This is a genomic window from Conexibacter sp. CPCC 206217 (assembly GCF_030646165.1).
Taxonomy (GTDB): Bacteria; Actinomycetota; Thermoleophilia; order Solirubrobacterales; family Solirubrobacteraceae; genus Conexibacter.
The window spans coordinates 750,967-772,000 of sequence record NZ_JAUTDO010000001.1; the positions used below are offsets into that span (position 1 = coordinate 750,967).

The following is a 21,034-nucleotide window of genomic DNA, read 5'->3' on the forward strand; positions in this document are numbered from 1 at the left end:
TTCCGTCGGCCCCCTGTTGCGCCTGCGCTCGGACGAGCAGCTCGTAAAGCTCTTCCGTCAGGGCAACGAGGACGCCTTCCGGGCGATCCACGACCGCTACCGTGCGCGGCTGTTCGCCTACACCCGGCAGATGCTGTCGGGCTCCAGGCAGGACGCCGAAGATGCGCTGCAGGACGTCTTCGTGCGCGCGTACGGAGCGCTGCGCGCCAACGACCGCGAGGTCTCGCTGCGCGCCTGGCTCTACCGCGTCGCGCACAACCGCTGCATCGACGAACTGCGCCGGCCCGCGCCGCCGCCGCCGGAGATGTTCGACCAGATCCGGCCGCCCGAGAGCGATCCGATCGCCGAGACCGAGCAGCGCGAGTCGCTGCGGCGGCTGGTCGAGGACGTCAGGCGGCTCCCGGAGCAACAGCGCTCCGCCCTGCTGATGCGCGAGATCGTCGGGATGTCGTACGCCGACCTCGCGGCGGCGCTCGACGTGACCGTGCCCGCCGTCAAGTCCCTGCTGGTGCGCGCCCGCATGGGCCTCGCCCAGGCGGCCGAGGCGCGCGACACGGCCTGCGTCGAGATCCGCGAGGAGCTCGTCGGCGCGCATGACCGCGGCGTGCGCGCCAGCGGCCTCGCGCGCCGCCATCTGCACGACTGCGCCGGCTGCCGCGCGTACAAGAGAGAGCTGAAGACGATGCGCGAGCGGTTCGCCGCGCTGACTCCGGCGCTCGGCCCCGTCGCCGTGCTGGCGAAGCTGCTGGGGATCGGCGGCGGCGGTGCCGCCGCCGGCTCGACCGCCGCCGCAGGCGGAGGTGCCGGCGCCGCCGCGGGCGGTGCGGCCGCCGTCGCAGGTGGTGCCGCCGCGGGCGGGACCGTCGTGACGGCCGGCCATGTCGCCGCCGTCGTCGCCGCGGCCGTCGTCGCGGGCGGTGGCGCCGTCGAGGTCAAGCGCACGCTCAGCCCGCCGTCCTCCAAGCCTGCCGCGATCGTCGTCAGAGTGCCGAGACCGAAGCAGGAGCCGCTGCTGGCGGCGGCCGCGTCGGTCCAGGCGCGCCCGGCGGCCGCCTCGGCGCCGTCGACCGCGGGCGCCTCCGCGACGGTCCGCGACTCCAGACCCGCCGGCGCGGCCGCGACCGCGAAGGCCGTCAAGCTGCGCGCCTCGCACGAGCCGAGCGGAACCGTCGTCTCGATCGTGCGTCCGTCGGTGCCGGCCGATGCGGTCGTCTCCAAGGGCAGCGGCAACGGCGGTGCCGCCGCCCCTTCCGACGAGCTGATCGCCGACGAGCCGACGACCGTCACGGATCCGGCGACGCCTGACGGGACCGCCACGACCGAGCCGACCACCGGCACCGGCACGAGCACGACGCCGACGACCACCGCGCCGACGACGGCGGCCCCGCCACCGGCCACCGGCACCGCCAGCGGCCCGACCGGCAGCACCCCGCCGGCTGGTGCAGGCAGCACGCCGGCAGCGCCGAGCACACCGGCCGCCGGCGCCCCGCAGCCGCCCGCGACGCCGTCGACGACCGGCGGCGCCGGCTCGACGCCGGCGAACACGCTGCCGCCCGGCGGCTGAGCCGGCGCCGTTGCGCGGTCCCGTCGGCACGCCGATCCGCGGCTGAGCGGGCGCGCCGACCCGTCCGGTAGGGTCGCCGCCATCGACCCGCTGCTGCCACCGCTGGACCACGAGGAGCTGTACGTCCGGCGCGGACCGCGCTCGGGCCTGCCGACGATCGTCGCCGTCCACTCGACGGTGCTCGGGCCGGCGCTCGGCGGCTGCCGCGTGTGGACCTACGACGATCCGACGCTCGCCGTCCGCGACGCGCTGCGGCTCGCGCGCGCGATGACCTACAAGGCCGCCTGCGCCGACCAGCCGCTCGGCGGCGGCAAGGGCGTGATCGCGCTGCCGCCCGGCACGCGGCTGACCGGCAGACGCCGCCGCGACGCGCTGCTGGACTTCGGCGAGACCGTCGACCAGCTCGACGGCCGCTACGTGACCGCCGAGGACGTCGGCATCGGCAGCCGCGACATGCCCATGATCGCGCAGGCGACGAGGCACGTCTGCGGCCTCGCGACCAGCCGCGGCGGCTCCGGCGACCCGAGCCCGTTCACCGCGCTCGGGGTCGAGGCCGCGATCAGAACGACCTGCGCGCAGGCGTTCGGGGACGCGTCGCTCAGAGGCCGCACGGTCGCCGTCGTCGGTCTCGGGCACGTCGGCTCGCGCGTCGCGCAGCGCTGCGCGAGAGCCGGCGCGAGACTCGTGCTGGCGGACGTCGACCCCGCCAAGCGCGTGCTCGCGGAGCGGCTCGGCGCGCGCTGGACGACGCCCGCGAGAGCGCTCACCGCGAACGTCGACGTGCTGTCGCTGTGCGCGCTCGGCGGCCAGCTCGACGAGGCGATCGTCCCGCGCCTGCGCTGCCGCGCGATCGCCGGCGCGGCCAACAACCAGCTGGCGACCGACGCCGTCGCCGCGCAGCTCGCCGCGCGCGAGATCGTGTGGGCGCCGGACTTCGTCGTCAACGCCGGCGGGATCGTCAACATCGCCGTCGAGTTCGAGCCGTCCGGCTACGACGCCGGGCTCGCGCGCAGACGCGTGCGCGCGATCGGCGACACACTCGCCGAGATCTTCGCCGCCGCCGACGCCGAGCGGACCACCCCGCTCGCCGCCGCCGTCGCGCTCGGTGAGCAGCGGCTGGCGGCCGCCGCGGCCGCCGCGCGCGCCTCCTGATCGCGCCGCTGGCGCGGGCCGCGCTCGCTCCAGCGCTGACGCACCCTTCGCGGCGCCCGTCCCCGATCCGGTACGGTCGTGGGCGGGGTTGGGGAAGGGGCGAGGAGACGTGGATCAGGGGCGGCCTGCCGCAGGCAGGAACAGCGCAGGGCTGAGCCAGACGGCGCGTGTGAGCGCGCCCCGGGATGTGCACGGGCCGGAGGTGGCCGCACGGCTGGAGCCGGCGGTCGAGACGCTGCACGCGCTCGGCGACGCGATCCTCGCCTGTCTCGAGCAGATCTCCGCGGCCTCGGCCGACGGCCTCGCGTTCGAGCAGGCCGCGCCCGGCTCCGACCACGACACGCGCCGGCGGCGGCTCGTCGCCGCGCTCGTGCGGATGCCGGCGCCCGCGCCGGAGGAGCTGCGCGCGATCGCGGCGGCAGCAGGATGGGATCGCTCCGTCGTGGCCTCGACGCCCGGCGACTTTGCGGGCGACTTTCCGCGCCCGAGCGCCTCGCCCGCGGACCGGCACGGCGACGCGCCGCTCGCGCGCCGTGACAGCGCCCCGCGCGTCGCCGTGATCGCGTTCGAACACGAGTCGGCCGAGCGGATCGCGGGCCGGCTGGCGGCCGGTGCGCTCGTCGCACGCGTGGACGGGGTCGGTTACGCGATCGTCCCCGACGCCGACGGTCCCGGCTGCGAGGCGGGGCTGCGCGCGCGGTTGCACGACGTCCACGCCGCGCTGGGCCCGGCGGTCGAGCTGGCGCAGGCGGCCGAGTCGGCCCGTTGGGCGCGGCTCGCGCTCGCGCTCGTCAGCGACCGCACACCAGCGCTCGTCGTCGCCGCCGACCATCGCGTCGACCTGCTGCTGCTGGGGGCGCCGGCGCTCGCGGCCGCGCTCGCCGACGAGGCGCTCGCGCCGCTGGCCGCCGTGCCCGCCGCGACGCGCGCGCGGCTGCTGCAGACGCTCGACGCGTGGCTGCGCCATCGCGGCGCGGCGACTGCGGCGGCGCAGGAACTGCACGTGCACGCCCAGACGGTCCGCTACCGCCTCGGGCGGCTGCGCAGCCTGCTGGGACCGCGGATGGACGGCGCGGAGGGCCGGCTCGAGCTCGAACTGGCCCTCCGTGCGCGTCGCCTCGGTGACGCGTCAGCAAGCGGCCGCGGCTGAGCGGCGTACGCGCGCCGCCACCGGCCTGGCCGACCGGCCTAACCGATCACGCTCCGCACCAGCGGCGTGTAGCCGCTGCTGTGGCCCGATCTGTTGGGATGGAACGACTCACCGATCGAGAAGATGTTGAGCCCGTTCAGCCACGCGCTGCCGGAGCAGATCGCATGCCCGGTCCACGACGAGATCGCGCTTCTGTACGAGAAGCCGTACGCCGCCGCGCGGCCGGCGATCGTCGTGTCGGCGAGGTCCGCGAGCGCGTTCAGCTGCGTGCGCTCGCTCGCGTCGATGCCGGTCGTGCCCGCGCAGCTGGACGTGCTGAACAGGCGCGGGTAGCCGAGCACCGCGACCGTCGCGCCCGGAGCCTGTCTCTGGATCGCGGCGTAGACGGTGTTGAGCTTGCCCGGCAGGGTGTTTCTGATGTAGTTGTTCGCCGTCGTGATCGCCGACGAGCAGCCTATGGTCACGCACGCCGTGACGACGCTCGTGAAGCCGGCGTCGTTGCCGCCGATCGTGATCGAGACGAGTCTCGTCGCGGCTGTGACGGACGAGATCTGGTTCGCCATCACGTCGTCGGTCGTCGCTCCGCTGCACGCGACGAAGACGAGGTCGGTGTTGGGCCGCTGCGTAGCCGCCAGATACGGGTACGCGTATCTGCCGCGCTCACAACCCGAGTCCAGCGTGTACGACGCCGTGCCGGTGCCCGACGAGTACGAGTCGCCGAGCGCGACGTAGCGGTCGGCTGCCGACGCCGTGCCGGCACCCCCGAAGACGACCGCGGCACACGCCAGCGGCGCCAGGCCCCGAAAGACCTTTCGCATGTGATTCTCCCCTCCTGCTGCGATTTCGGCCTGCCCGGGCCAGCCCTCGGAAGTGACGCTACTTCAGTGCCGGGGCCGCGTCTCTGCACCACTCGACAAAGTTGGAGCGGTCAACTGTGCGATTCGCTCAAGATTCCGGACCGAGCGCCTCGCGCCCGACGCCGCCGAGCGGGATCGGCCACGGCGGTCGCTCCACGCCGGCCGGCAGCCGGCCCTCGTCGGCGAGCTTGTCGAGGTGTGCGGCGAGCGTGACAGCGGCCGCTCCGCGCAACTGCGGCGGCGCATCCGCCCAGACGTCGTCGAGCAGCTCGTCGACCGTGCGCAGCCCGCGCACGAGCGCGTCGAGCACCATCCGCTCGCGCTCGAGCCGGTGCGCGACGTACTGCTGCAGCTTCGCGTCGGGTTCGGTCACGAGCGGCCCGTGGCCGGGCGCGAGCAGCGCGAGGTGCAGCTCCCGCAGCCGCTCCATCCCCGTCAGGTAGCCGGTGAGCGCACCGGGATCGGGGATCAGCAGCGAGCTGCCGCGGCCGAGCACGGCGTCACCGCTGAAGCCGATCTCGCCGAGCACGTAGGCGAGGTGATCCGGCGCGTGGCCGGCCGTCGCGACGACCGTCAGCGGCCCGGCCATGTCGCCGTCGCCCAGCAGCAGGTCGACAGCGCCGCGCGCCGCCGCGACCGGCGCCGGTCCGCAGCGCGCCAGCAGCGGCGCGACCGCCTCGGAGTGGTCGGGATGGTCGTGCGTGAGCGCGATCCCGCCGAGGCCGCCGCGTGCGGACAGCTCCCGCGCGAGCGCGTCGAGGTGCGTGTCGAGCGCGGGTCCGGGATCGATCACCCACGCCGGATCGCGTCCGACGATCCAGCTGTTCGTGCCCTCCAGCGTGAACGGACCGGGGTTGTCAGCGCGCACGAGCGCGACCTCGCGACGGGCGAGCAATCGCTGCGCGGCGGCGCGCTCGTCGCCGGCGCGGTCCGCACGTCCGCTCGCGGCCGCCTCTGGCTGCTCCGCGCCGCTCGCCATCAGCGCGGGTCGAGCCGGTAGACCGGCCCGCTCTGCGCGACGACGTAGACGCGACCAGCGAGATCTTCGCCGAACGACGTGACGCCCGGCACGTCGAGCCCGAGCGGGCGCGCGTCGGTCGCTCTGCCGACCTGCAGCCTGGCGCTTCTCAGCGGCGTCTGGCAGTAGTCGGCGTAGACGTAGCGGCCGTCGAGCGCGGGCAGCCGCGGGTCGCGCACGACATAGCCGCCGGTGACCGAGCAGCCGCCGTCGTCATGGTTGTACTCCAGCACCGGGAAGACGACGCCGCGCGGGCTCTGTCTCCGGTCGTTGCGGCTCGTGCCCTCCCACGCGCGCCAGCCGAAGTTGACGCCGGCGCCGGGACCGGGCGCTCTGCCGGCGGACACGAAGTCGACCTCCTCGATGCGGTCCTGGCCGACGTCGCCGATCGTCAGATCGCCCGTGCTGCGGTCGAACGAGAAGCGCCACGGGTTGCGCAGGCCCCACGACCAGATCTCCGGCCGCACGCCGGCGCGCCCGACGAAGGGATTGTCGGCCGGCACCGAGTACGGTCTGCCGCCGCTCGCGCGCGGATCGATCCGCAGCAGCTTCCCCAGCCACGTCCTGAGGTTCTGGCCGTTGCCGATCGGCCCATGGTGGTCGTAGCCGCCACCGCCGTCGCCGAAGCCGATGTAGAGCTTGTCGTCGGGGCCGAACAGCAGCAGCCCGCCGTTGTGGTTGGACTCCGGCTGGTCCTGGAACAGCACCTGGCGCGCGCTGCCGCGGTTCGCGCGATCCGGCGTCGCCCCTCTTCTGAACTCGACGACGCGCGTGTCGCCGTCGCGGTCGGTGTAGTCGACGTAGAAGCGACCGCTGCGCTGGTAGTCGGGCGCGAACGCGACCGACAGCAGACCCTGCTCGCCGCCGCTGCGGACGCGGTCGGTCAGATCGAGGAACGGCGCCTTCAGCGTTCTGCCGTTTCGGATCACGCGGATCCGCCCCTCCTGCTCGACGACGAACAGCCGGCTTCTGTCGCCCGGGGCCTGCGTCACGTAGACGGGGCCGTCGAAGCTGCCGATCCGCGTCAGTCTCACGCCTGAGCGCGCGGCCGGAGCGGCTTGCGCGGACGTCGTCTGCCCCCCGCCGTCCTCGCGGGCAGCGGTCGTCGTCTGGCTCGCCGGCGTGTCGCCGCAGGCGGTCAACAGGAAGCCAAGCGCGACCATGGCGAGGAGGCTCGTCAAGCGCGTGCGTCGGTGCACTCCTCCGAGGATGCCAGATCGCGCGGACCGGCCCGCCGAGGCGTGTCGTCGCCTGCGTTCGCGTACGGACCTCCGGGCGAGCGCGCGTCAAGGAGCCGCGTCCGCCGCCGACCACACGGGAGAGGCCACCGACGAGCCCGCGCACGCCTCCCACGCCGTCTGACCAGAAGGATCGCCGCCAAGATGTCCATCGCCCCGCTCGCCGCCCTCACAGCCGCGCCCGCCACCAGCGGCGCGCCGCTGGAGGTCGGCGACCCCCGCTGGAACGACCTCCTCGCCTTCTGCCTGCTCAACCGCACCGACCTGCGGCTGCTGGCCGACTCGCAGCCGCCGGCGGCGCTGATCGAAGGCCTGCCCGACTCGTTCTACGCGCACGTGCTGGCACAGCCCGAGCTGCGCGCGATCATCAAGCAGCACTCGAGCATCGAGCGGCTCGCGCAGACGCTGAAGCAGTACTTCCGCGGCCTCTGGTCGGGTGAGTACGGCGCCGCGCGCGTCCAGCAGATCGTCCGCATCGGCGTCGTGCACGACACGATCGACCTGCCGATCGGCGCCTTCATCGGCGCGGTCCTGCGGCTCGACGGCATCGCGATCCCGTGGCTGGTGCAGCGCCACGCCGACGACCCGCAGCAGCTCGTGCAGGCGCTGATGGCCTACCGCAAGCTCACGACCGCCGACGTCGCGGTCGTCACGCAGACGTTCATCGACGCGCGCGACCACACCGTCGCGCTGGTGCAGCAGTTGGAGCAGCAGACGCTGCACGTCTCCGAGCAGCAGCGCCAGGTGACGAGCGTCTCGCAGTCGCTCGCCGCCGCCGCGCAGCAGTCGCTCGCCTCCGCGACGCAGCTGAGCCTCACCTCGACCGGCATCGCGGAGCGCGCGAGCGGCGCGAACGAGCTGATGGCGCAGAGCGTCGAGCAGGCGCGCGGCGGGGCGCTCACGACGAGCGGCACCGACAGCGCCGTGACCGACATGCGCGAGGGTGTCGAGCAGATCTCCGAGCAGATCGCGGCGCTGACCGAGCAGACACGCGAGATCTCGACGCTCGTGACCGGCATCCGCGAGATCGCCGACCAGACGAACCTGCTCGCGCTCAACGCCGCGATCGAGGCCGCACGCGCCGGCGAGCACGGCCGCGGCTTCGCCGTCGTCGCCGAGGAGGTGCGCCGGCTCGCCGACCGCACCCGCTCCGCGCTGCAGGACATCACGCAGCTGAACGCCAACTCGCTCGCCGCGATCGAGTCGGTCAGCGGCGCCGTCGCGCAGACGGGCGACCAGGTCTCGGTCGTCGAGCGCCACGCCGGCCACGCGCGCGAGAGCTTCGACGCGATCAACGACGCGATCGGCTCGACCGCCGGCTCGCTCGGCGAGATCGTCGGCGGCGTCGAGGACGTCTCGCGCTCGGCCGACGAGCTGACCGGCGTCTCGCAACAGGTCGCGAGCATGGCCGAGCGGCTCGGTGCGCTCGGCGAGTCGCTCGGCAGCTCGCTCGACGATGCGCGCACGCTGATCGCCGACGCGAGACGGTGAGCGGCGAGCCGCGGCGCTGAGCACCGAACCGCGATGCCTGCGTCCCGCATGCGGGGCTGTCACGCGTTGACGGCAGGCGCCAAGCGGCGCGCCCGGCTCCCCCGAACCGGACGCGCCACTCCAGGCGCTGTGCGACGCGCGAGGCGGGCGGGTTGGCCCAAGCTGGCGCGTCGCATCGTGCAAGACGCTTTCGCGTCCAACGGTCGGGCGTCGTAACCAGGCGACGCCCGCCTCTCCCCCTCGCTGGGGCTAGGTCTGTGCTGCTAGGTCGTCTCCACCTGCTCGGGCCACGGGGCGAGCGCGACGAGGCCCTCCTGGCCGGTGGCCTCCCACAGCTCCTCCGCGACGTGCGGCGCCAGCGGCGCGAGGCACTGGATCGCGGTCAGCAGGGCGCCCTGCAGCGCCGCCGTGTCGCTCGCGGTCAGCTCCCCCTGCTGCTTCAGCACGCGCTGCTCGAAGTCTCTGATGCGCTCCACGAGCGTCATCACGTTGCGCGCGGCGCGGTGCGTCTCGAGGCCGTCGTAGTTCTCGGTGATCCGCTTCAGCGCGACCCCGCGCCAGCCCTCCAGCCGCGTGCGCAGCTTCGCCGCGCCCTCCTCGGGATCCGGCTCGGGCAGCTCGCCGGCGCCCTCGATCCGCGGCAGCGCGTAGGTCCAGAAGGCGACGAGCCAGCGGCGGCAGTACTGCAGCGCCTGATCGGTCCAGGTCAGCACGTTGGTCGGCGCGGCGGCGTACAGGACCGCGAGCCGCACGGTGTCGGCGCCGACACGGGCGAGCAGCTCGTCCGGGTCGACGACGTTGCCGAGGTGCTTGCTCATCTTGCGACCGTCGAGATGGACCATCTCGTGCATCAGCACGCGCTCGTGCGGCTCGCCCTGCTCGATGTGCGGCAGCACGCCGACGTCGCGCAGCACCTTCGCCGTCATCCGCTGGTCGAACATCGAACCGCCGCCGTCGGCGCCCCAGACGACCTGGTGCACCGGCAGCCAGCGTCTCAGCTCGTCGTGGTCGAACATCGTCTGCTCGCGGCCGTCGGCCGGGACGGAGAACGGCAGCCACTGCCACAGGCCGTCGACGTGGCAGTCGAGCGTGTCGGTCTCGCGCCGCGCGTCGCCGCCGCACTGCGGGCAGCTCGCCGCGACGAAGTCCTCGCGCTGCGCCAGCACGTTGCCCTCGCCGGTCGGGCGCAGGTCGTCGGGCAGCCGCACCGGCAGCTGATCCTCCGGCACCGCGACGGTCCCGCACGTGTCGCAGTGGACGAGCGGGATCGGCGCGCCCCACGCGCGCTGACGCGAGATCGGGAAGTCGCGCGCCTTGTAGCGGGCCGACTCCCGCACACGCGGCGGGCCGGGCGGCAGCTTCCAGGCGAACAGCGAGGAGGCCGCTCTCAGCCGCTTCGCGATCGCCGCGTCGGTGCGGTCGACCGACGGGATCCCGAGCACCGCGGTGCGGCCGAAGCGGGAGTCGACGGCCGGCGTCACGATCACCGGCAGCGGATCTCTGTAGCCGGCGATCCCGAGCGTGCGGCCGCTGTCGACGACCGGCACGTTGTCGGCGCCGCGCTCGTCGCGGGCGATGCCGCCGCTGCGGATCCGCGCGACCTGCCGGCGGACCTCGTCGTCGACGATCCACTCGTCGATGTCCGGGTGGCTGGGCGAGACGGCAACGAACTCAGCTCTCTCGATCGCGTCGACGTGCGGCGTGAAGACGGTCAGCTGCAGGCCGTCGAGCGTGGCGCCGTCGAGCTCGACGCCGTCGACGCGTCCGAGCATCGTTCTCTGGGCGCCGACCGCAGCCGGGTTCCAGCCCCCGAGCAGCTCCATCCCGCGCTCGTTCTCCTCGAGGTAGCGGCTGATGCCGAGATACCACTGGGAGCGCTCGACGAGCCGCGTCGGCTCGTGACATCGCCAGCAGGCACCGTCCTCGACCTGCAGGCTTGCGAGCACGGTCTTGCAGTTGTCGCACCAGTCGACCTGGCCCTCGGAGTGGTAGACGAGGCCCTCTCTCAGCAACAGCAGGAACAGCCACTGCGTCCACTTGTAGAGCTCGGGCTCGCTCGTGACCCACTCGCGCTCCCAGTCGAACGAGTAGCCCATCCGGTCGAACTGCTCGCGCATCCGCACGCGGCACTGCTGGACCCACTCGTCGGGCGTCAGCTGGTTCTTGATCGCGCCGATCTCCGTCGGCAGGCCGAAGGCGTCGAAGCCGATCGAGAACAGCACGCTGCGGCCGCGCGTGCGCAGGTAGCGCGCGTACGCGTCGCTTATCGAGTAGCTGCGGATGTGGCCCATGTGCGCGCTGCCCGAGGTGAACGGACAGGCGGCGAAGATGTAGGCCGGCTTCTCCCCCTCGCGCGGCAGCGGTGTCTGGAAGGCGCCCGCCTCGCGCCATGCCTCCTGCCACCGTGCTTCGATCGCTGCCGGCGTGTAGTCCGGCGTGACGCTCTGTGAGGCCATCGTCCCCCCAAGTTCGGCCTGGCTTGGCAGCTTCACCACCGCACGCCGAGCGGGCGTGGCATCCCGCTCCCGACGGTGAACGTTGAATCTTCGGATTCGTGAACTACATGACACAACTTTACGAACAACGTTGAATGCGCCCGACGGGATTCGAACCCGCATCTTCCAGGCCCTAAACCTGGAGCTCTTGAGCAAACTGTTCGACGATGTGCGCCCAGACAGGGGCCGCTTTCGCGGCTTCAGCCACCGAAACGGGGAAGATTTGGTCTCGATCCCTTCGGCTTGAAGGCTGGCGCCTGCCTCAGCGCACGGGTCTATTGAGTTTACCGTTGACCAGTTGAGCTACGGACGCTCGATCTGCTGCAACGTATGAGCCGCGCCGAGTCCCCCGGTCGGCTCGAAGCGAGTATAGGCACGCCGCTCGACCGAAGTCAATTAGCGCCTGTTTTCGCGCGGACAAGCGGACGTCGCTGCTTGCAAACAGCTCCGTCTTGCAACGCCCGGAGGGTGCCTGTAGGCTGGCTCGCAAGTCGTCCTCGAAGGGGGATCAGGCGGCTTGCCATCCATGGATGCACCTTAGTCATCCGGCCCTGCCGAGGTGAAATTAACCATGTCATCGTTCAGTTCCACGAGCGTCGACCCGATTGCCGAGCAGCGCCCCCACGCATCCGTTCGCGTGTTCGAACTGCACGGCCCTGGCGCGATCGCCGTCGCCCATCGTCCGCTGCCGGCTGCCGGCGCGCTCATGCGCGTCGAGACGACCGGGGTCTGCGGCACCGATCACCACATCTGGGCCGGCAAGATCGACGTGCCGCTGCCGCAACTGCTCGGACACGAGGTGATCGGCCGGCTGGAGCGGCTGCCGGCCGACCACGCGCTCGTCTGCAGCTCGCCGGATGCGCTGGCGGAGGGCGATCGCGTGCTGATCGCGCCCGGCGTGCCGTGCGGCGAGTGCGCCGGCTGCCTCGGCGACGGCCGCTGCCTCGACCGCCCCTGCTACGGCCTGACGATGACCGGCGACGGCCTGACCGGCGGCTTCTCGCCGTACATGCAGCTGCTGCCCGGCACGCGCGTCTTCCGCGTGCCGGAGGGGCTCGCGCCCGCGCGGGTCGTCTTCGCCGAGCCGATGGCGTGCGTGCTGAGCGCGCTGCGCAAGGCGTACGGCCCGCGCTACGTCCCGGCCGGACTCGGCGGACTGGTGCTCGGCTTCGGCGTGATCGGCCTCTGCTCCGCGGTCTCGATCCACGCCTCCGGCGGCGCCGTGACGGTCGTCGAGTACGACCCGACGCGGCGCGCGCTCGCCGCCCAGCTCGGCTTCGCGACGGCGGCGTCGGTCGAGGAGGCGGCGGAGCTGGCGCTCGCGCGCGGCGGCTTCCCGCTCGTCGTCGACGCGGCCGGCACCCCAGCCGCGTTCAAGAGCGGGCTGGAGCTGCTGGCGTGGAGCGGAACGCTCGTGGAGATCGGCAACTTCGCCGACCTCGGCGAGATCGCGATCAAGCCGAGCGACATCTGCCTGCGCGACCTGCGCGTGATCGGCAGCGGCGAGACCTTCTACGAGGACTTCGACCCGGCGATCGCGCTGGTCGCGTCCACGAGCGTCGAGCTGGCGCGGGCGATCACCGACGTCCACCGCTTCGACGCGCTCGCCGACCCGAGCGAGCTGTTCACCGTCCGTGCTGCAGGAAAGGCGATGGTCACGTTCACATGAGCTCCGCGTTCGGCAATGGAGACGGTCCCCACTCGCCCAGCCCCAGCCACTCGACACGTCCCATAGGCGCCCAGGTCCTGCTGCTGACCCCGTTCACCGACGACGGCGACGTTGACGAGCGCTCGCTCGCGTCGCTCGTCGACCACGTGATCGAGGGCGGGATCGACGGGATCGTCGGGCTCGGCACGACCGGCGAGTTCTTCACGCTGTCGATCGACGAGCAGGCGCAGCTGATGACGACGCTGGCGAAGGTCGTCGGCGGGCGCGTGCCGATCACCTACGGCGTCGGCAACAGCGCCACGAGCGTCTCGATCGCGCTCGCCAAGCATGCGCAGGCGCTCGGCGGCGAGGGCGTGATGCTGCAGCCGCCCTACTACTTCGACCACACCGCCGCCTCGACCGAGGCCCACTTCGTCGCCGTCGCGAACGCGATCGACCTGCCCGTGATGGCGTACGACGGCGGAGCGGGAATCGAGCTGAGCGTCGAGCGCGTGCGGCGCCTCAACGAGCTGGCGGCGAACATCCGCTACGTCAAGATGTCGATCGTCGACCCGGCGAAGGTCGCGGCGATGCGCGCGGGCGCACCGGCGGTCGAGGCGCTCGTCGGGGACGAGAACATGCTGCTGATGGGGCTGCGCCACGGCGCGATCGGCAGCACCGTCGGCTGGAGCAACGTCGACCCGAGCGCGATCTCGCGCGTGCACCGCGCGTTCGAGGCCGGTGACGTGGACGGCGCGCGGACGGTCCTGCTGCGCGAGGTCGTCCCAGCCGTCTCGCCGTGCATCACGGCGAAGAACGGCTGGATCCGCAGCTACAAGGAGATCCTCTTCGCGAAGGGCGTGATCGCCTCGCCGGCGACGCGCCTGCCGCTGACGCCGCTGGATCCGATCCGCAGAGAAGAGGTGCTGGCGGCGATGCGCGAGCTGGCGATCGTCTGATGACCGGCTGTCGTCTCGCTCTATTCGACTTGGACGGTGTCTTGGTCGACTCGCGCGACGCGATGCAAGAGGCGTGGGAGGCGGTGCAGCGCGACCTCGGCGTGACGGTCGGCTTCGCCGCCTACTTCCGCGAGATCGGCCGCCCGTTCGCCGACATCATGCAGCGGCTCGGGCTGGCGGACGAGGCGGAGCAGATCGAACGCGTCTACCGCGCGACCGCGCTGCGCACCGCGCCGCGCGTGCCGGCCTTCCCCGGCGTGGAGGCGGCGCTGGCGAAGCTCGCGGTCGCCGGCGTCAAGCTCGGCGTCGTGACGTCGAAGGCGCGGCCGCAGACCTACTGGACGCTGTCGCAGTTCGACGTCCCGTTCGAGACGGTCCAGACGCCCGAGTCCCAACACCCCGGCAAGCCGTCGCCGTGGCCGCTGCTGATCGCGGCCGACGAGGCGCGCACGGGGGTCGACGAGGCGATCTTCATAGGCGACATGGACGTCGACTGCGCCGCCGCCAGACACGCCGGCATGCGCTTCCTGCACGCCGCCTGGGGCTACGGCCCCCGCCCCGGCAACGCCGTCCAGTTGCAGACGCCCGACGAGATCAGCAGCCTCGTGCGGCTGGACATGCCGGCCGCGGCCTGAGTCCGCGCCCGGCGCGAGCGGGGCGGATCGCGCATGCCCCGTCCCACCCAGGGGTAGCTCCCACACCATGTTGATCGCCGGCATCATCGTCATCTGCATCGTCCTGCTGGTGCTCGCCTTCCTGCTGCCGCGACTGTCGCGGCATCCGCAGCGAGGTGTCGACGCGACCCTCGGCGCCGGTCAGAAGGGCGCCGCGGTCGCGCCGGGCAAGCTCGGCCACTGGCTGCAGAAGCCGTTCCAGACGTCGCGCAAGGCGACGAACAAGAGCGCGTCAGCCGGCCGACAGGGCCGCGGCAAGCTGCCGCTCTGAGCGCCTGACGGCAGCCGCTCGCGCTGCGAGCGCGCGAGCGGCTGTCGGTCGGGCTCAGCCGACCAGCGCCTCGCGGTGCTCCGTCAGGAACGCCGACACCGACGTCGGCGCTCGGCCGGTGAGCCGCTCGACGACGTCGGTCTGCGTCTCCAGCAGGCCCTCGCGGATCGCCGTGCCGAAGCCGGCGTAGACCGCAGCCATCTCCTGCGGCACGCCGCCCGCGACGAGGCCGGCGACGAACGCCTCGTCGTCCACCTGGACGACCTCGACCGCTCTGCCGCTGACCGCGCTGAGCGTCGCGGCGACGTCGTCTGCGTTCTGCAACTCGGGTCCCGTCACGTCGTAGGCCTGTCCCTCGTGGCCGTCGCTGACGAGTATCGCCCCGGCCGCCGCCGCGCAGTCGGCGCGCGTGACGTACGAGGTACGGCCGGCGCCCGCGTTGGTGACGAGCTGCCCGGTCGCGACGGCGTGCGCCCAGCCCTGCGCCTGGATGTCGACGTAGAGCGCGTTGCGCAGGAACGTCCACGCGAGACCGCTCGCTCTGAGCGCCTCCTCGGTCGCGAAGTGCTCGGCGGCGAGGATGCCGGTCGGGTGCTCGCTGCTCGGGTTCGGCACCGACGTGTAGGCGACGTGGCGCACGCCGGCGGCCTTCGCCGCGCCGACCGCGGCAGTCTGCTGGGCGGTCCGCCGCCCGACCGCGTCGGTCGAGATCAGCAGCAGCTTCTCGACGCCGGCGAAGGCGCTCGCGAGCGTCTCAGGCGCGTCGAAGTCGCCGCTGCGCACCTGCACCCCGCGGGCCGCGAAGTCGGCCAGTCTGGCGGGGTCGCGGGTGACGAGGACGAGCTGCTCGGGGGCGGTCGTCTTCAGCGCCTGCTCGGCGGCGCCGCGGCCGAGCGGGCCGCTCGCTCCAGCGATCGCGATCGTGGTCATCGACTCAAGCTCCTTGGTTACTGTTTGATACCGACCTCATCATCCGTCACCATGAGGAGTCATGCAAGACGGCACTGCGATGTCCGCCGGTGACACGGCGGTAACCGACCCGACCGCTCCGCCCCCGCTGACGGCCGCGCCCGGCACAGCGGCAAGCGTGTTCGAAACGCTCGACGGCACCTGCCCGGTGCGCGACGTGCTCGACCGCATCGGCGACAAGTGGTCGGTGCTCGCGATCACGCTGCTGGGCGACGGCCCGCTGCGCTTCATGGAGCTGAAGCGGGCGATCGGCCTCGTCTCGCAGCGGATGCTGACGCGCACGCTGCGCGGCCTCGAGCGCGACGGCCTCGTGACGCGAACGGTCTTCCCGACGGTGCCGCCACGCGTCGACTACGAGCTGACGGAGCTGGGACGGAGCCTCCACGCGACGCTGGCCGAGCTCGCCCGCTGGTCGTACGCCCATCGCGACGACGTCGCCGCGGCGCGCGCGGACTACGACGCACGTGAGGACGAGATCGCCGTCACCACAGGCGATTGAGGGACCGGATCTAACCCTCAGGTAAAGGGTTAGAAATGCTCAGACGAGAACAGTTCCCATCGCGCTGTAGGCTGTGACGGTGCCCCGTTCGCGATTTCGCCTCGTCGCGCTGACGGGCATCGTCGTCGCCGGCCTCGCGGGCTGCAGAAGCTCGACCGGCGACGACGCGCGCAGCGTGGGTCCTGACGGATCCGTCGACGTCGTCGCCACGACGACCGTGCTGGGCGACATCGCACGGGAAGTCGGCGGCGACGCCGTCAGCGTCAAGCAGCTGCTGCGCGCCAACAGCGATCCGCACGACTACGAGCCGCGACCGCACGACGTCGTCGCGGTCGCGAAGGCGCCGGTCGTGCTGGCGAGCGGGGACGGGCTCGACGGCTGGATCGACGGCGTCGTCGACGACTCCGGCAGCGATCCGACGGTCGTCGACGTCGCCGCGAGCCTGCCGGTCCAGCGCCACGACGAGGGCGACGGACACGATCGCGCCGAGGACGGCCACGACCGCGGCGGCACCGATCCGCACTGGTGGCACGACCCGACCAACGTCGAAGCCGCGACCGCGCTCGTGCGTGATGCGCTGACACGCGCCAACCCGGCCGGCAGAGCGGCCTACGCGCGCAACGCCGCCGCCTACGTCGCGAAGCTCAGAGCGCTCGACGCCGGCATCGGCAGATGCCTCGCCAGCGTGCCCGCGTCGCAGCGCAAGCTCGTCACCGACCACGACGCGCTCGGCTATTTCGCCGACCGCTACGGGATCGAGCTGGTCGGCGCGGTGATCCCGTCGCTGACGACGCAGGCGCAGCCGTCGGCAGGGGACGTCGCCGACCTCGCCGCGATCATCCGGCGTGAGGGCGTGAGAGCGGTCTTCCCCGAGTCGGGCAGCAACAGCAAGCTGCCGTCCGCGCTGGCCGACGAGACCGGCGTCAGCGCCGAGTACCAGCTCTACGGCGACACGCTCGGCCCCGAGGACTCCGACGCGGCGACGTACATCGGGATGGAAGCGCACAACGCCGAGGCGATCATGCGCGGCTTCACCGACGGCGCCCGCGGCTGCCCGCTGCCGGGGCTCTGAGAGCCTCTTTCAGAATGAGGCCGCCGACGCGGCCTCATTCTGAAAGAGGCTCTGAGACCGGCTGACGCACGACGAGCCAGGCGCAGGACCGCTCGCCCTCAGCCTGAGACAGGCTCTAACGCGCGACGAGCCGCTCGCGCAGGCGCGTCTGGAGCTTCTCGCCGAGGCCGAGCGCGTCGGCGAACCAGGCCTCGACGGTGCCGTGGCGGCGCTCCAGCTCGTCGAGGCCGGCGGCGAGGTAGGCCGGCTCGACGCCGAGGATCGGATGCAGCACGTCGGGGTCGCCGCCGCGCTCGACGAAGCGGTCCACGAGCGGCTGGAAGCCCCGCAGCGCGAGCCGGTCGCTCAGCATGAAGTCCTCCAGCACTGTGGTGTCGGGCACCTCGAGCAGCAGCAGGAGCGCGGCCGAAGCCCAGCCGGTGCGGTCCTTGCCGGCCGTGCAGTGGAACAGCAGCGGCAGCTCGTCGTCGCGCGAGTCGGCGATCGCGCGATACAGGCGGGCGTACGCCTCCTTCGCGCTCGGCAGCGTGACGAAGCCGCGGTAGGTGCGCTCGAACAGCTGCTGCACGATCCCCGAGCGGACCGCCTGCGCGACCCGCGGCGGGTTGCGGATCAGCTGCGGCAGCTGCGCCGGGGCGGCGCCGCGACTGTCGCCGAGCACGTCGGCGACGAGCTGGCGGGTGCCGCGCGGCACGCGATCGGGCCGCTCGTCGCGCTCGGCCCCGGTGCGCAGGTCGACGACCGTCCGCACGCCCAGCGCCGCGAACGCGGCGCGCGTCTCGCCGGCGATCCGGTCCAGCTGGCCGGAGCGGTAGAGCAGCCCCGTGCGCACGTGGCCGCCGTCGCGCGTCGGCAGCCCGCCGGCGTCGCGCAGGTTGGGCAGCGCGGCGAGCGGCGGGGCGGGGCGAGTGGTGGAGCGGTCGTCTGCGATCGGCACGGGCTGCCGAGATTATCGACGCGGCCGCTGCGGGCGGCGGCCCGCAGCGACTGGAAGGGGACTGCGCTCAGCGGTCCTCCTCGAACGCGTCGCGCAACTGCGCCTCCTGCTCGGACGACAGGTTCGTCTGGATCAGCTCCGCCCCGCTGCCTCTGAACGCGTCGAGCACGCGCTCGACGACCGCGCCTGAGGTCAGCACGAACAGCGCCGATCTCCCGGGTCTGATCTCCTCGCGGACTCTTTCGATGAAGTCCTTGTCGATCCCGACGTTCGCCATCGAGCCGCCGAGCGCGCCGGCGGCCGCGCCGACCGCGAGCCCGAGCAGCGGGACGAAGAAGATCAGGCCGAAGAGGAAGCCCCAGAACGCGCCGCCGAGCGCGCCGGCGCCGGTCATGTCGGCGAGGTGTCTCGTCTTCGGCTTCTTCTTGCCGACCTCCCACTCGACCGTGGCGGCGTCGTGGATCTGGATCAGCTCCTGCTTCGCAAGGTCTCTCAGCGTCGCGACGGCGTTGTCCGCGCCGGCCGCATCGGGGAATCTCCATACGCTCAGGGTCGCCATCGGGTCGGTCCTCCTCGGTCGTCGACAGTCGTCGCGCCGATCCTATGGCGCGACGGGTGAGCGGCCGTCACCCCGATCGGGTGATGCGAGCGCCGGCGCCCGTCAGCCGACTGTGATCGCCGTCGCCGTCGCGAGCGGCTCGCGCGGCGGGCTCAGCAGTCGCAGGTCGCGCGCGCGGCGTACGGCGGCGCGCCGGTCGCTCGCGTCGAGCTTGCGGTAGATGTGCTTCAGGTGCGTCTTGACCGTGTTGACGGAGACGTACAGCTCGCTCGCGATCTCGCGGTTGGACATCATCGTCGGCAGGCGCGCAGGACCGCCTCCTCGCGCTCGCTGAGCGGCTCCGGCAGGGCCAGCGGACGCATCCCGTCGCGCTTCCAGCAGCTCCAGCAGCTCACCCGCGAACGAGCGGCCGGCTGCCCGCGCACGCCCCCGCCCCTCTCACCGCCCTCGCCGTCCGGATCCCCTCGGCATGGCTCGCCGCGGCCGGCACGCCCGGCGATCCGGAGGCGGAGCTGGCCCGGTTGGAGACCGCGGCAGCCGCCGCGGAGGCGGAGCTGTTGCGCGTGCCCGGCTGGCTCGTGCTGGCGCGAGATCGCGTCGGAGCTGGGCGTCTCCGCCAACACCGTCAAGACCGACGTCAGCGCGATCTACCGCAAGTTCGGCGTCGGCACGCGCCCCGAGGCGATCGCCCGCGCCCGCGAACTGGGCCTGCTCGGCGGTGGTGCCTGGGAGCGTTGACGCGATACTGCTCGGGTGACCGGTCGCCAGTTCCTCGCCAGCCTGCTCGCCGTCGCGGCGGTCGTGCTGGGGCTCGTCGGGGTCGTCTCGCTGCACGTGCGCGACGAGGTCGTCGCGCGTCAGCCGTTCGCCGCGAACGCGCTGAAGGCGCTCGATCGCGCACCGGTCAGGCTCGCGGTCGAGCAGGAGATCACGACGCAGGTGCAGCGGCAGGTCCCCGACGGGATGATGTCGCGCGAGCAGATCGAGCGGATCGTCGACCGCGTGATCGACACGCGCGTCTTCCGGCGCTCGTTCCGGCGCGCCGCGGCGGAGTTCAACCGCGTGCTGTTCCACGCCGACGCGCGCAGCGGCGACAGCGCCCAACTGCGGCTCGGCGAGGTGATTCCGGCGTTCGACGCGATCGATCCGCAGCTCGGCGCCGTCCTCAGCGCGAGTGCCTCGCAGCGGCTGCTGACGCTGCAGGCCGACACGCTCGGCTCCGCGACCCACCGGATCGCCGACGGCGCCGACACGCTCGCGGGGATCGCGCCGCCGCTCGCGCTCGTCGCGCTGGTCGGCGCGCTGCTGCTCGCGACCGACCGCCGCAGCGTGCTGCGACTGCTGGGGATCGGCGCGCTGATCGCCGGCGTCCTGCTGCTGGGGCTGCTGTCGATCGGCCAGTCGCTCGGGCTCGACCGCGTCGAAGCCGGCGTGGGCGTCAGCGCCGCGCAGGCGCGCGACGCGGCGGCCGCGATCTGGGACGTCTACACCGACGGCCTGCGCCCGTGGGCGTTCGGCGCGATCGTCGGCGGCCTGCTCGTGACCGCGCTCACGCTCGTGCCGCTGGGGCGCGCGCGGCGCTCCGTCTGAGCGAGCGCGACCGCGAAACACCACGGGGAGGACGCATCCCTGCGCCCTCCCCGTGCGGCACTACCCCTGCAAGCTGCTGGCCTGGGTCAGCCGGTGATGAAGCCGGTGCCTCTGACGATCCCGAGGACCTTGCTCATCGAGTAGGCGACGTCGAACGGGCCGTTCGGCGTGACGCCGCTTCTGCCGGCGATGTTGCCGTTCAGCGCGGCGATCGCGCCCGCGTGACGGGCCTCGATCGTGAGGATCGAGACGGCCGCTCTGATGATCGGGACCTGCTTGATGTTCGTCGCCTGGCCGGAGTAGGCGGCGACGCCCGTCGTCTCCAACGCGAACGCGGTCGCGCGGAACTTCGCCTCGTTGGAGGTCGTGTCGCCGAAGTCGAACGTCGGCGATCTGACGGCGGACTTGCCGAGCACGCCCTTGAGCGCCTTCACGTGCGCGGCCTCGTCAGCGGCGACGAGCGTCGCGAACTTGCCGAGGTCGCCGGAGAACTTCGCCTTCAGCGCCTCCTTGTAGAAGGCCGCCTCGAGATACTCGAGCGTCAGCGCGTAGTTCAGGATCGCGGTGTCCTGCTTCTTCGACGGCTTGGCCGCGCCGGCGAGCGCGGGCATTCCGCCGAACAGGACGCCGCTGGCGATCAGCGTGCCGCCGGCGATGCCGGCCTTGCGGAACAGGTCTGCGCGCGTGTCGCCGGCGACCGCTGCCTCCTGCTCGCGCAGCGCGCCATCACGATCGAGCGTCTCGAGCGAGATCAGATCGGTCAGCTGTGGCTTCACGGTGGTGCTCCTTCCGAAGGTTTCCTACCGGGCTTCCCTTGCGCAGCGCTCGCAAAGGCGGATCACTGGACGTGCGAGAACGGACGAATTCGCCCGCGCGGTGATCCAAAGCGCG

20 protein-coding genes, 1 tRNA gene and 1 pseudogene are annotated in these 21,034 nt (G+C 72.7%); 12 read left to right on the forward strand and 10 right to left on the reverse strand.

Features of this window, described 5'->3' with window-relative positions; all coding sequences use genetic code 11:
• Positions 1–16 precede the first annotated feature (16 nt).
• The 3 genes from Q7L65_RS03600 to Q7L65_RS03610 all read left to right on the forward strand — a co-directional run bounded on the left by Q7L65_RS03600 (position 17) and on the right by Q7L65_RS03610 (position 3,866).
• Positions 17–1,564, forward strand: a complete 1,548-nt coding sequence (locus Q7L65_RS03600) for an RNA polymerase sigma factor (protein WP_304718867.1) — start codon at positions 17–19, stop codon at positions 1,562–1,564.
• Between the two features lie 156 nt (positions 1,565–1,720).
• Positions 1,721–2,716, forward strand: coding sequence for a Glu/Leu/Phe/Val dehydrogenase (locus Q7L65_RS03605; RefSeq protein ID WP_304719135.1), 996 nt, complete (start codon positions 1,721–1,723; stop codon positions 2,714–2,716).
• A 169-nt stretch (positions 2,717–2,885) separates the two neighbouring features.
• Positions 2,886–3,866 carry a CdaR family transcriptional regulator gene (locus tag Q7L65_RS03610; protein WP_304718868.1) on the forward strand — a complete coding sequence of 327 codons (981 nt, stop codon included), beginning with the start codon at positions 2,886–2,888 and terminating at the stop codon, positions 3,864–3,866.
• A 38-nt stretch (positions 3,867–3,904) separates the two neighbouring features.
• Here the strand turns inward: Q7L65_RS03610 and Q7L65_RS03615 are convergent, their stop codons facing one another.
• The 3 genes from Q7L65_RS03615 to Q7L65_RS03625 all read right to left on the reverse strand — a co-directional run bounded on the left by Q7L65_RS03615 (position 3,905) and on the right by Q7L65_RS03625 (position 6,904).
• A complete protein-coding gene (locus Q7L65_RS03615; RefSeq protein ID WP_304718869.1) occupies positions 3,905–4,684 on the reverse strand; it encodes an SGNH/GDSL hydrolase family protein in 780 nt (259 codons plus the stop codon).
• 127 nt (positions 4,685–4,811) lie between these two features.
• A complete protein-coding gene (locus Q7L65_RS03620) occupies positions 4,812–5,702 on the reverse strand; it encodes an MBL fold metallo-hydrolase (RefSeq protein ID WP_304718870.1) in 891 nt (296 codons plus the stop codon).
• Positions 5,702–6,904, reverse strand: a complete 1,203-nt coding sequence (locus Q7L65_RS03625; RefSeq protein ID WP_304718871.1) for a sorbosone dehydrogenase family protein — start codon at positions 6,902–6,904, stop codon at positions 5,702–5,704. The genes Q7L65_RS03620 and Q7L65_RS03625 overlap by 1 nt, the downstream gene beginning before the upstream one ends.
• Before the next feature lie 219 nt (positions 6,905–7,123).
• On the opposite strand from Q7L65_RS03625, the gene Q7L65_RS03630 reads away from it, so the two are divergent.
• Positions 7,124–8,470: a globin-coupled sensor protein gene (locus tag Q7L65_RS03630; RefSeq protein WP_304718872.1), complete on the forward strand. Its 1,347-nt coding sequence runs from the start codon at positions 7,124–7,126 to the stop codon at positions 8,468–8,470.
• A gap of 263 nt (positions 8,471–8,733) precedes the next feature.
• Here the strand turns inward: Q7L65_RS03630 and Q7L65_RS03635 are convergent, their stop codons facing one another.
• Positions 8,734–10,926, reverse strand: a complete 2,193-nt coding sequence (locus Q7L65_RS03635) for a class I tRNA ligase family protein (protein WP_304718873.1) — start codon at positions 10,924–10,926, stop codon at positions 8,734–8,736.
• Between the two features lie 135 nt (positions 10,927–11,061).
• A tRNA-Leu gene (locus tag Q7L65_RS03640) sits at positions 11,062–11,278 on the reverse strand.
• A gap of 258 nt (positions 11,279–11,536) precedes the next feature.
• Between Q7L65_RS03640 and Q7L65_RS03645 the strand changes: the two genes are divergently transcribed.
• From Q7L65_RS03645 to Q7L65_RS03660, 4 genes are all read left to right on the forward strand, one after another.
• Positions 11,537–12,634, forward strand: coding sequence for a zinc-binding dehydrogenase (locus tag Q7L65_RS03645; RefSeq protein ID WP_304718874.1), 1,098 nt, complete (start codon positions 11,537–11,539; stop codon positions 12,632–12,634).
• Positions 12,631–13,572: a dihydrodipicolinate synthase family protein gene (locus Q7L65_RS03650; protein ID WP_304718875.1), complete on the forward strand. Its 942-nt coding sequence runs from the start codon at positions 12,631–12,633 to the stop codon at positions 13,570–13,572. Before Q7L65_RS03645 ends, Q7L65_RS03650 begins: the two co-directional genes overlap by 4 nt.
• Positions 13,572–14,207, forward strand: a complete 636-nt coding sequence (locus Q7L65_RS03655) for an HAD family hydrolase (RefSeq protein ID WP_304718876.1) — start codon at positions 13,572–13,574, stop codon at positions 14,205–14,207. The genes Q7L65_RS03650 and Q7L65_RS03655 overlap by 1 nt, the downstream gene beginning before the upstream one ends.
• A 67-nt stretch (positions 14,208–14,274) precedes the next feature.
• Positions 14,275–14,517 (forward strand): DUF6411 family protein, encoded by a 243-nt coding sequence (locus Q7L65_RS03660; RefSeq protein WP_304718877.1) that lies wholly within the window; start codon positions 14,275–14,277, stop codon positions 14,515–14,517.
• A 54-nt stretch (positions 14,518–14,571) separates the two neighbouring features.
• Here the strand turns inward: Q7L65_RS03660 and Q7L65_RS03665 are convergent, their stop codons facing one another.
• Complete coding sequence (locus tag Q7L65_RS03665; protein ID WP_304718878.1) at positions 14,572–15,447, reverse strand: NAD(P)H-binding protein; 876 nt, start codon at positions 15,445–15,447, stop codon at positions 14,572–14,574.
• A gap of 61 nt (positions 15,448–15,508) precedes the next feature.
• Between Q7L65_RS03665 and Q7L65_RS03670 the strand changes: the two genes are divergently transcribed.
• Together Q7L65_RS03670 and Q7L65_RS03675 are read left to right on the forward strand one after the other, a co-directional pair.
• Positions 15,509–15,985 carry a helix-turn-helix domain-containing protein gene (locus Q7L65_RS03670; protein WP_304718879.1) on the forward strand — a complete coding sequence of 159 codons (477 nt, stop codon included), beginning with the start codon at positions 15,509–15,511 and terminating at the stop codon, positions 15,983–15,985.
• 79 nt (positions 15,986–16,064) lie between these two features.
• Positions 16,065–17,057 (forward strand): metal ABC transporter substrate-binding protein, encoded by a 993-nt coding sequence (locus Q7L65_RS03675; protein ID WP_304718880.1) that lies wholly within the window; start codon positions 16,065–16,067, stop codon positions 17,055–17,057.
• Positions 17,058–17,172: 115 nt separating this feature from the next.
• Here the strand turns inward: Q7L65_RS03675 and Q7L65_RS03680 are convergent, their stop codons facing one another.
• The 3 genes and pseudogenes from Q7L65_RS03680 to Q7L65_RS03690 form a co-directional block, all read right to left on the reverse strand.
• Positions 17,173–17,994, reverse strand: coding sequence for a tyrosine-protein phosphatase (locus tag Q7L65_RS03680; RefSeq protein ID WP_304718881.1), 822 nt, complete (start codon positions 17,992–17,994; stop codon positions 17,173–17,175).
• Between the two features lie 67 nt (positions 17,995–18,061).
• Positions 18,062–18,553: a DUF1269 domain-containing protein gene (locus tag Q7L65_RS03685; protein ID WP_304718882.1), complete on the reverse strand. Its 492-nt coding sequence runs from the start codon at positions 18,551–18,553 to the stop codon at positions 18,062–18,064.
• A gap of 102 nt (positions 18,554–18,655) precedes the next feature.
• Positions 18,656–18,903, reverse strand: a pseudogene (locus Q7L65_RS03690) (helix-turn-helix transcriptional regulator); the annotation flags it as partial.
• Between the two features lie 148 nt (positions 18,904–19,051).
• Between Q7L65_RS03690 and Q7L65_RS27665 the strand changes: the two are divergent.
• Positions 19,052–19,291: a LuxR C-terminal-related transcriptional regulator gene (locus Q7L65_RS27665; protein WP_370552514.1), complete on the forward strand. Its 240-nt coding sequence runs from the start codon at positions 19,052–19,054 to the stop codon at positions 19,289–19,291.
• 15 nt (positions 19,292–19,306) lie between these two features.
• The gene (locus tag Q7L65_RS03695) at positions 19,307–20,143 is read left to right on the forward strand and encodes a hypothetical protein (RefSeq protein WP_304718884.1); all 837 of its coding nucleotides are present in this window, start codon (positions 19,307–19,309) and stop codon (positions 20,141–20,143) included.
• Positions 20,144–20,229: 86 nt separating this feature from the next.
• Here the strand turns inward: Q7L65_RS03695 and Q7L65_RS03700 are convergent, their stop codons facing one another.
• Entirely contained in the window at positions 20,230–20,919 is a 690-nt protein-coding gene (locus tag Q7L65_RS03700) for a ferritin-like domain-containing protein (RefSeq protein ID WP_304718885.1), read from the reverse strand.
• Positions 20,920–21,034: the final 115 nt, after the last annotated feature.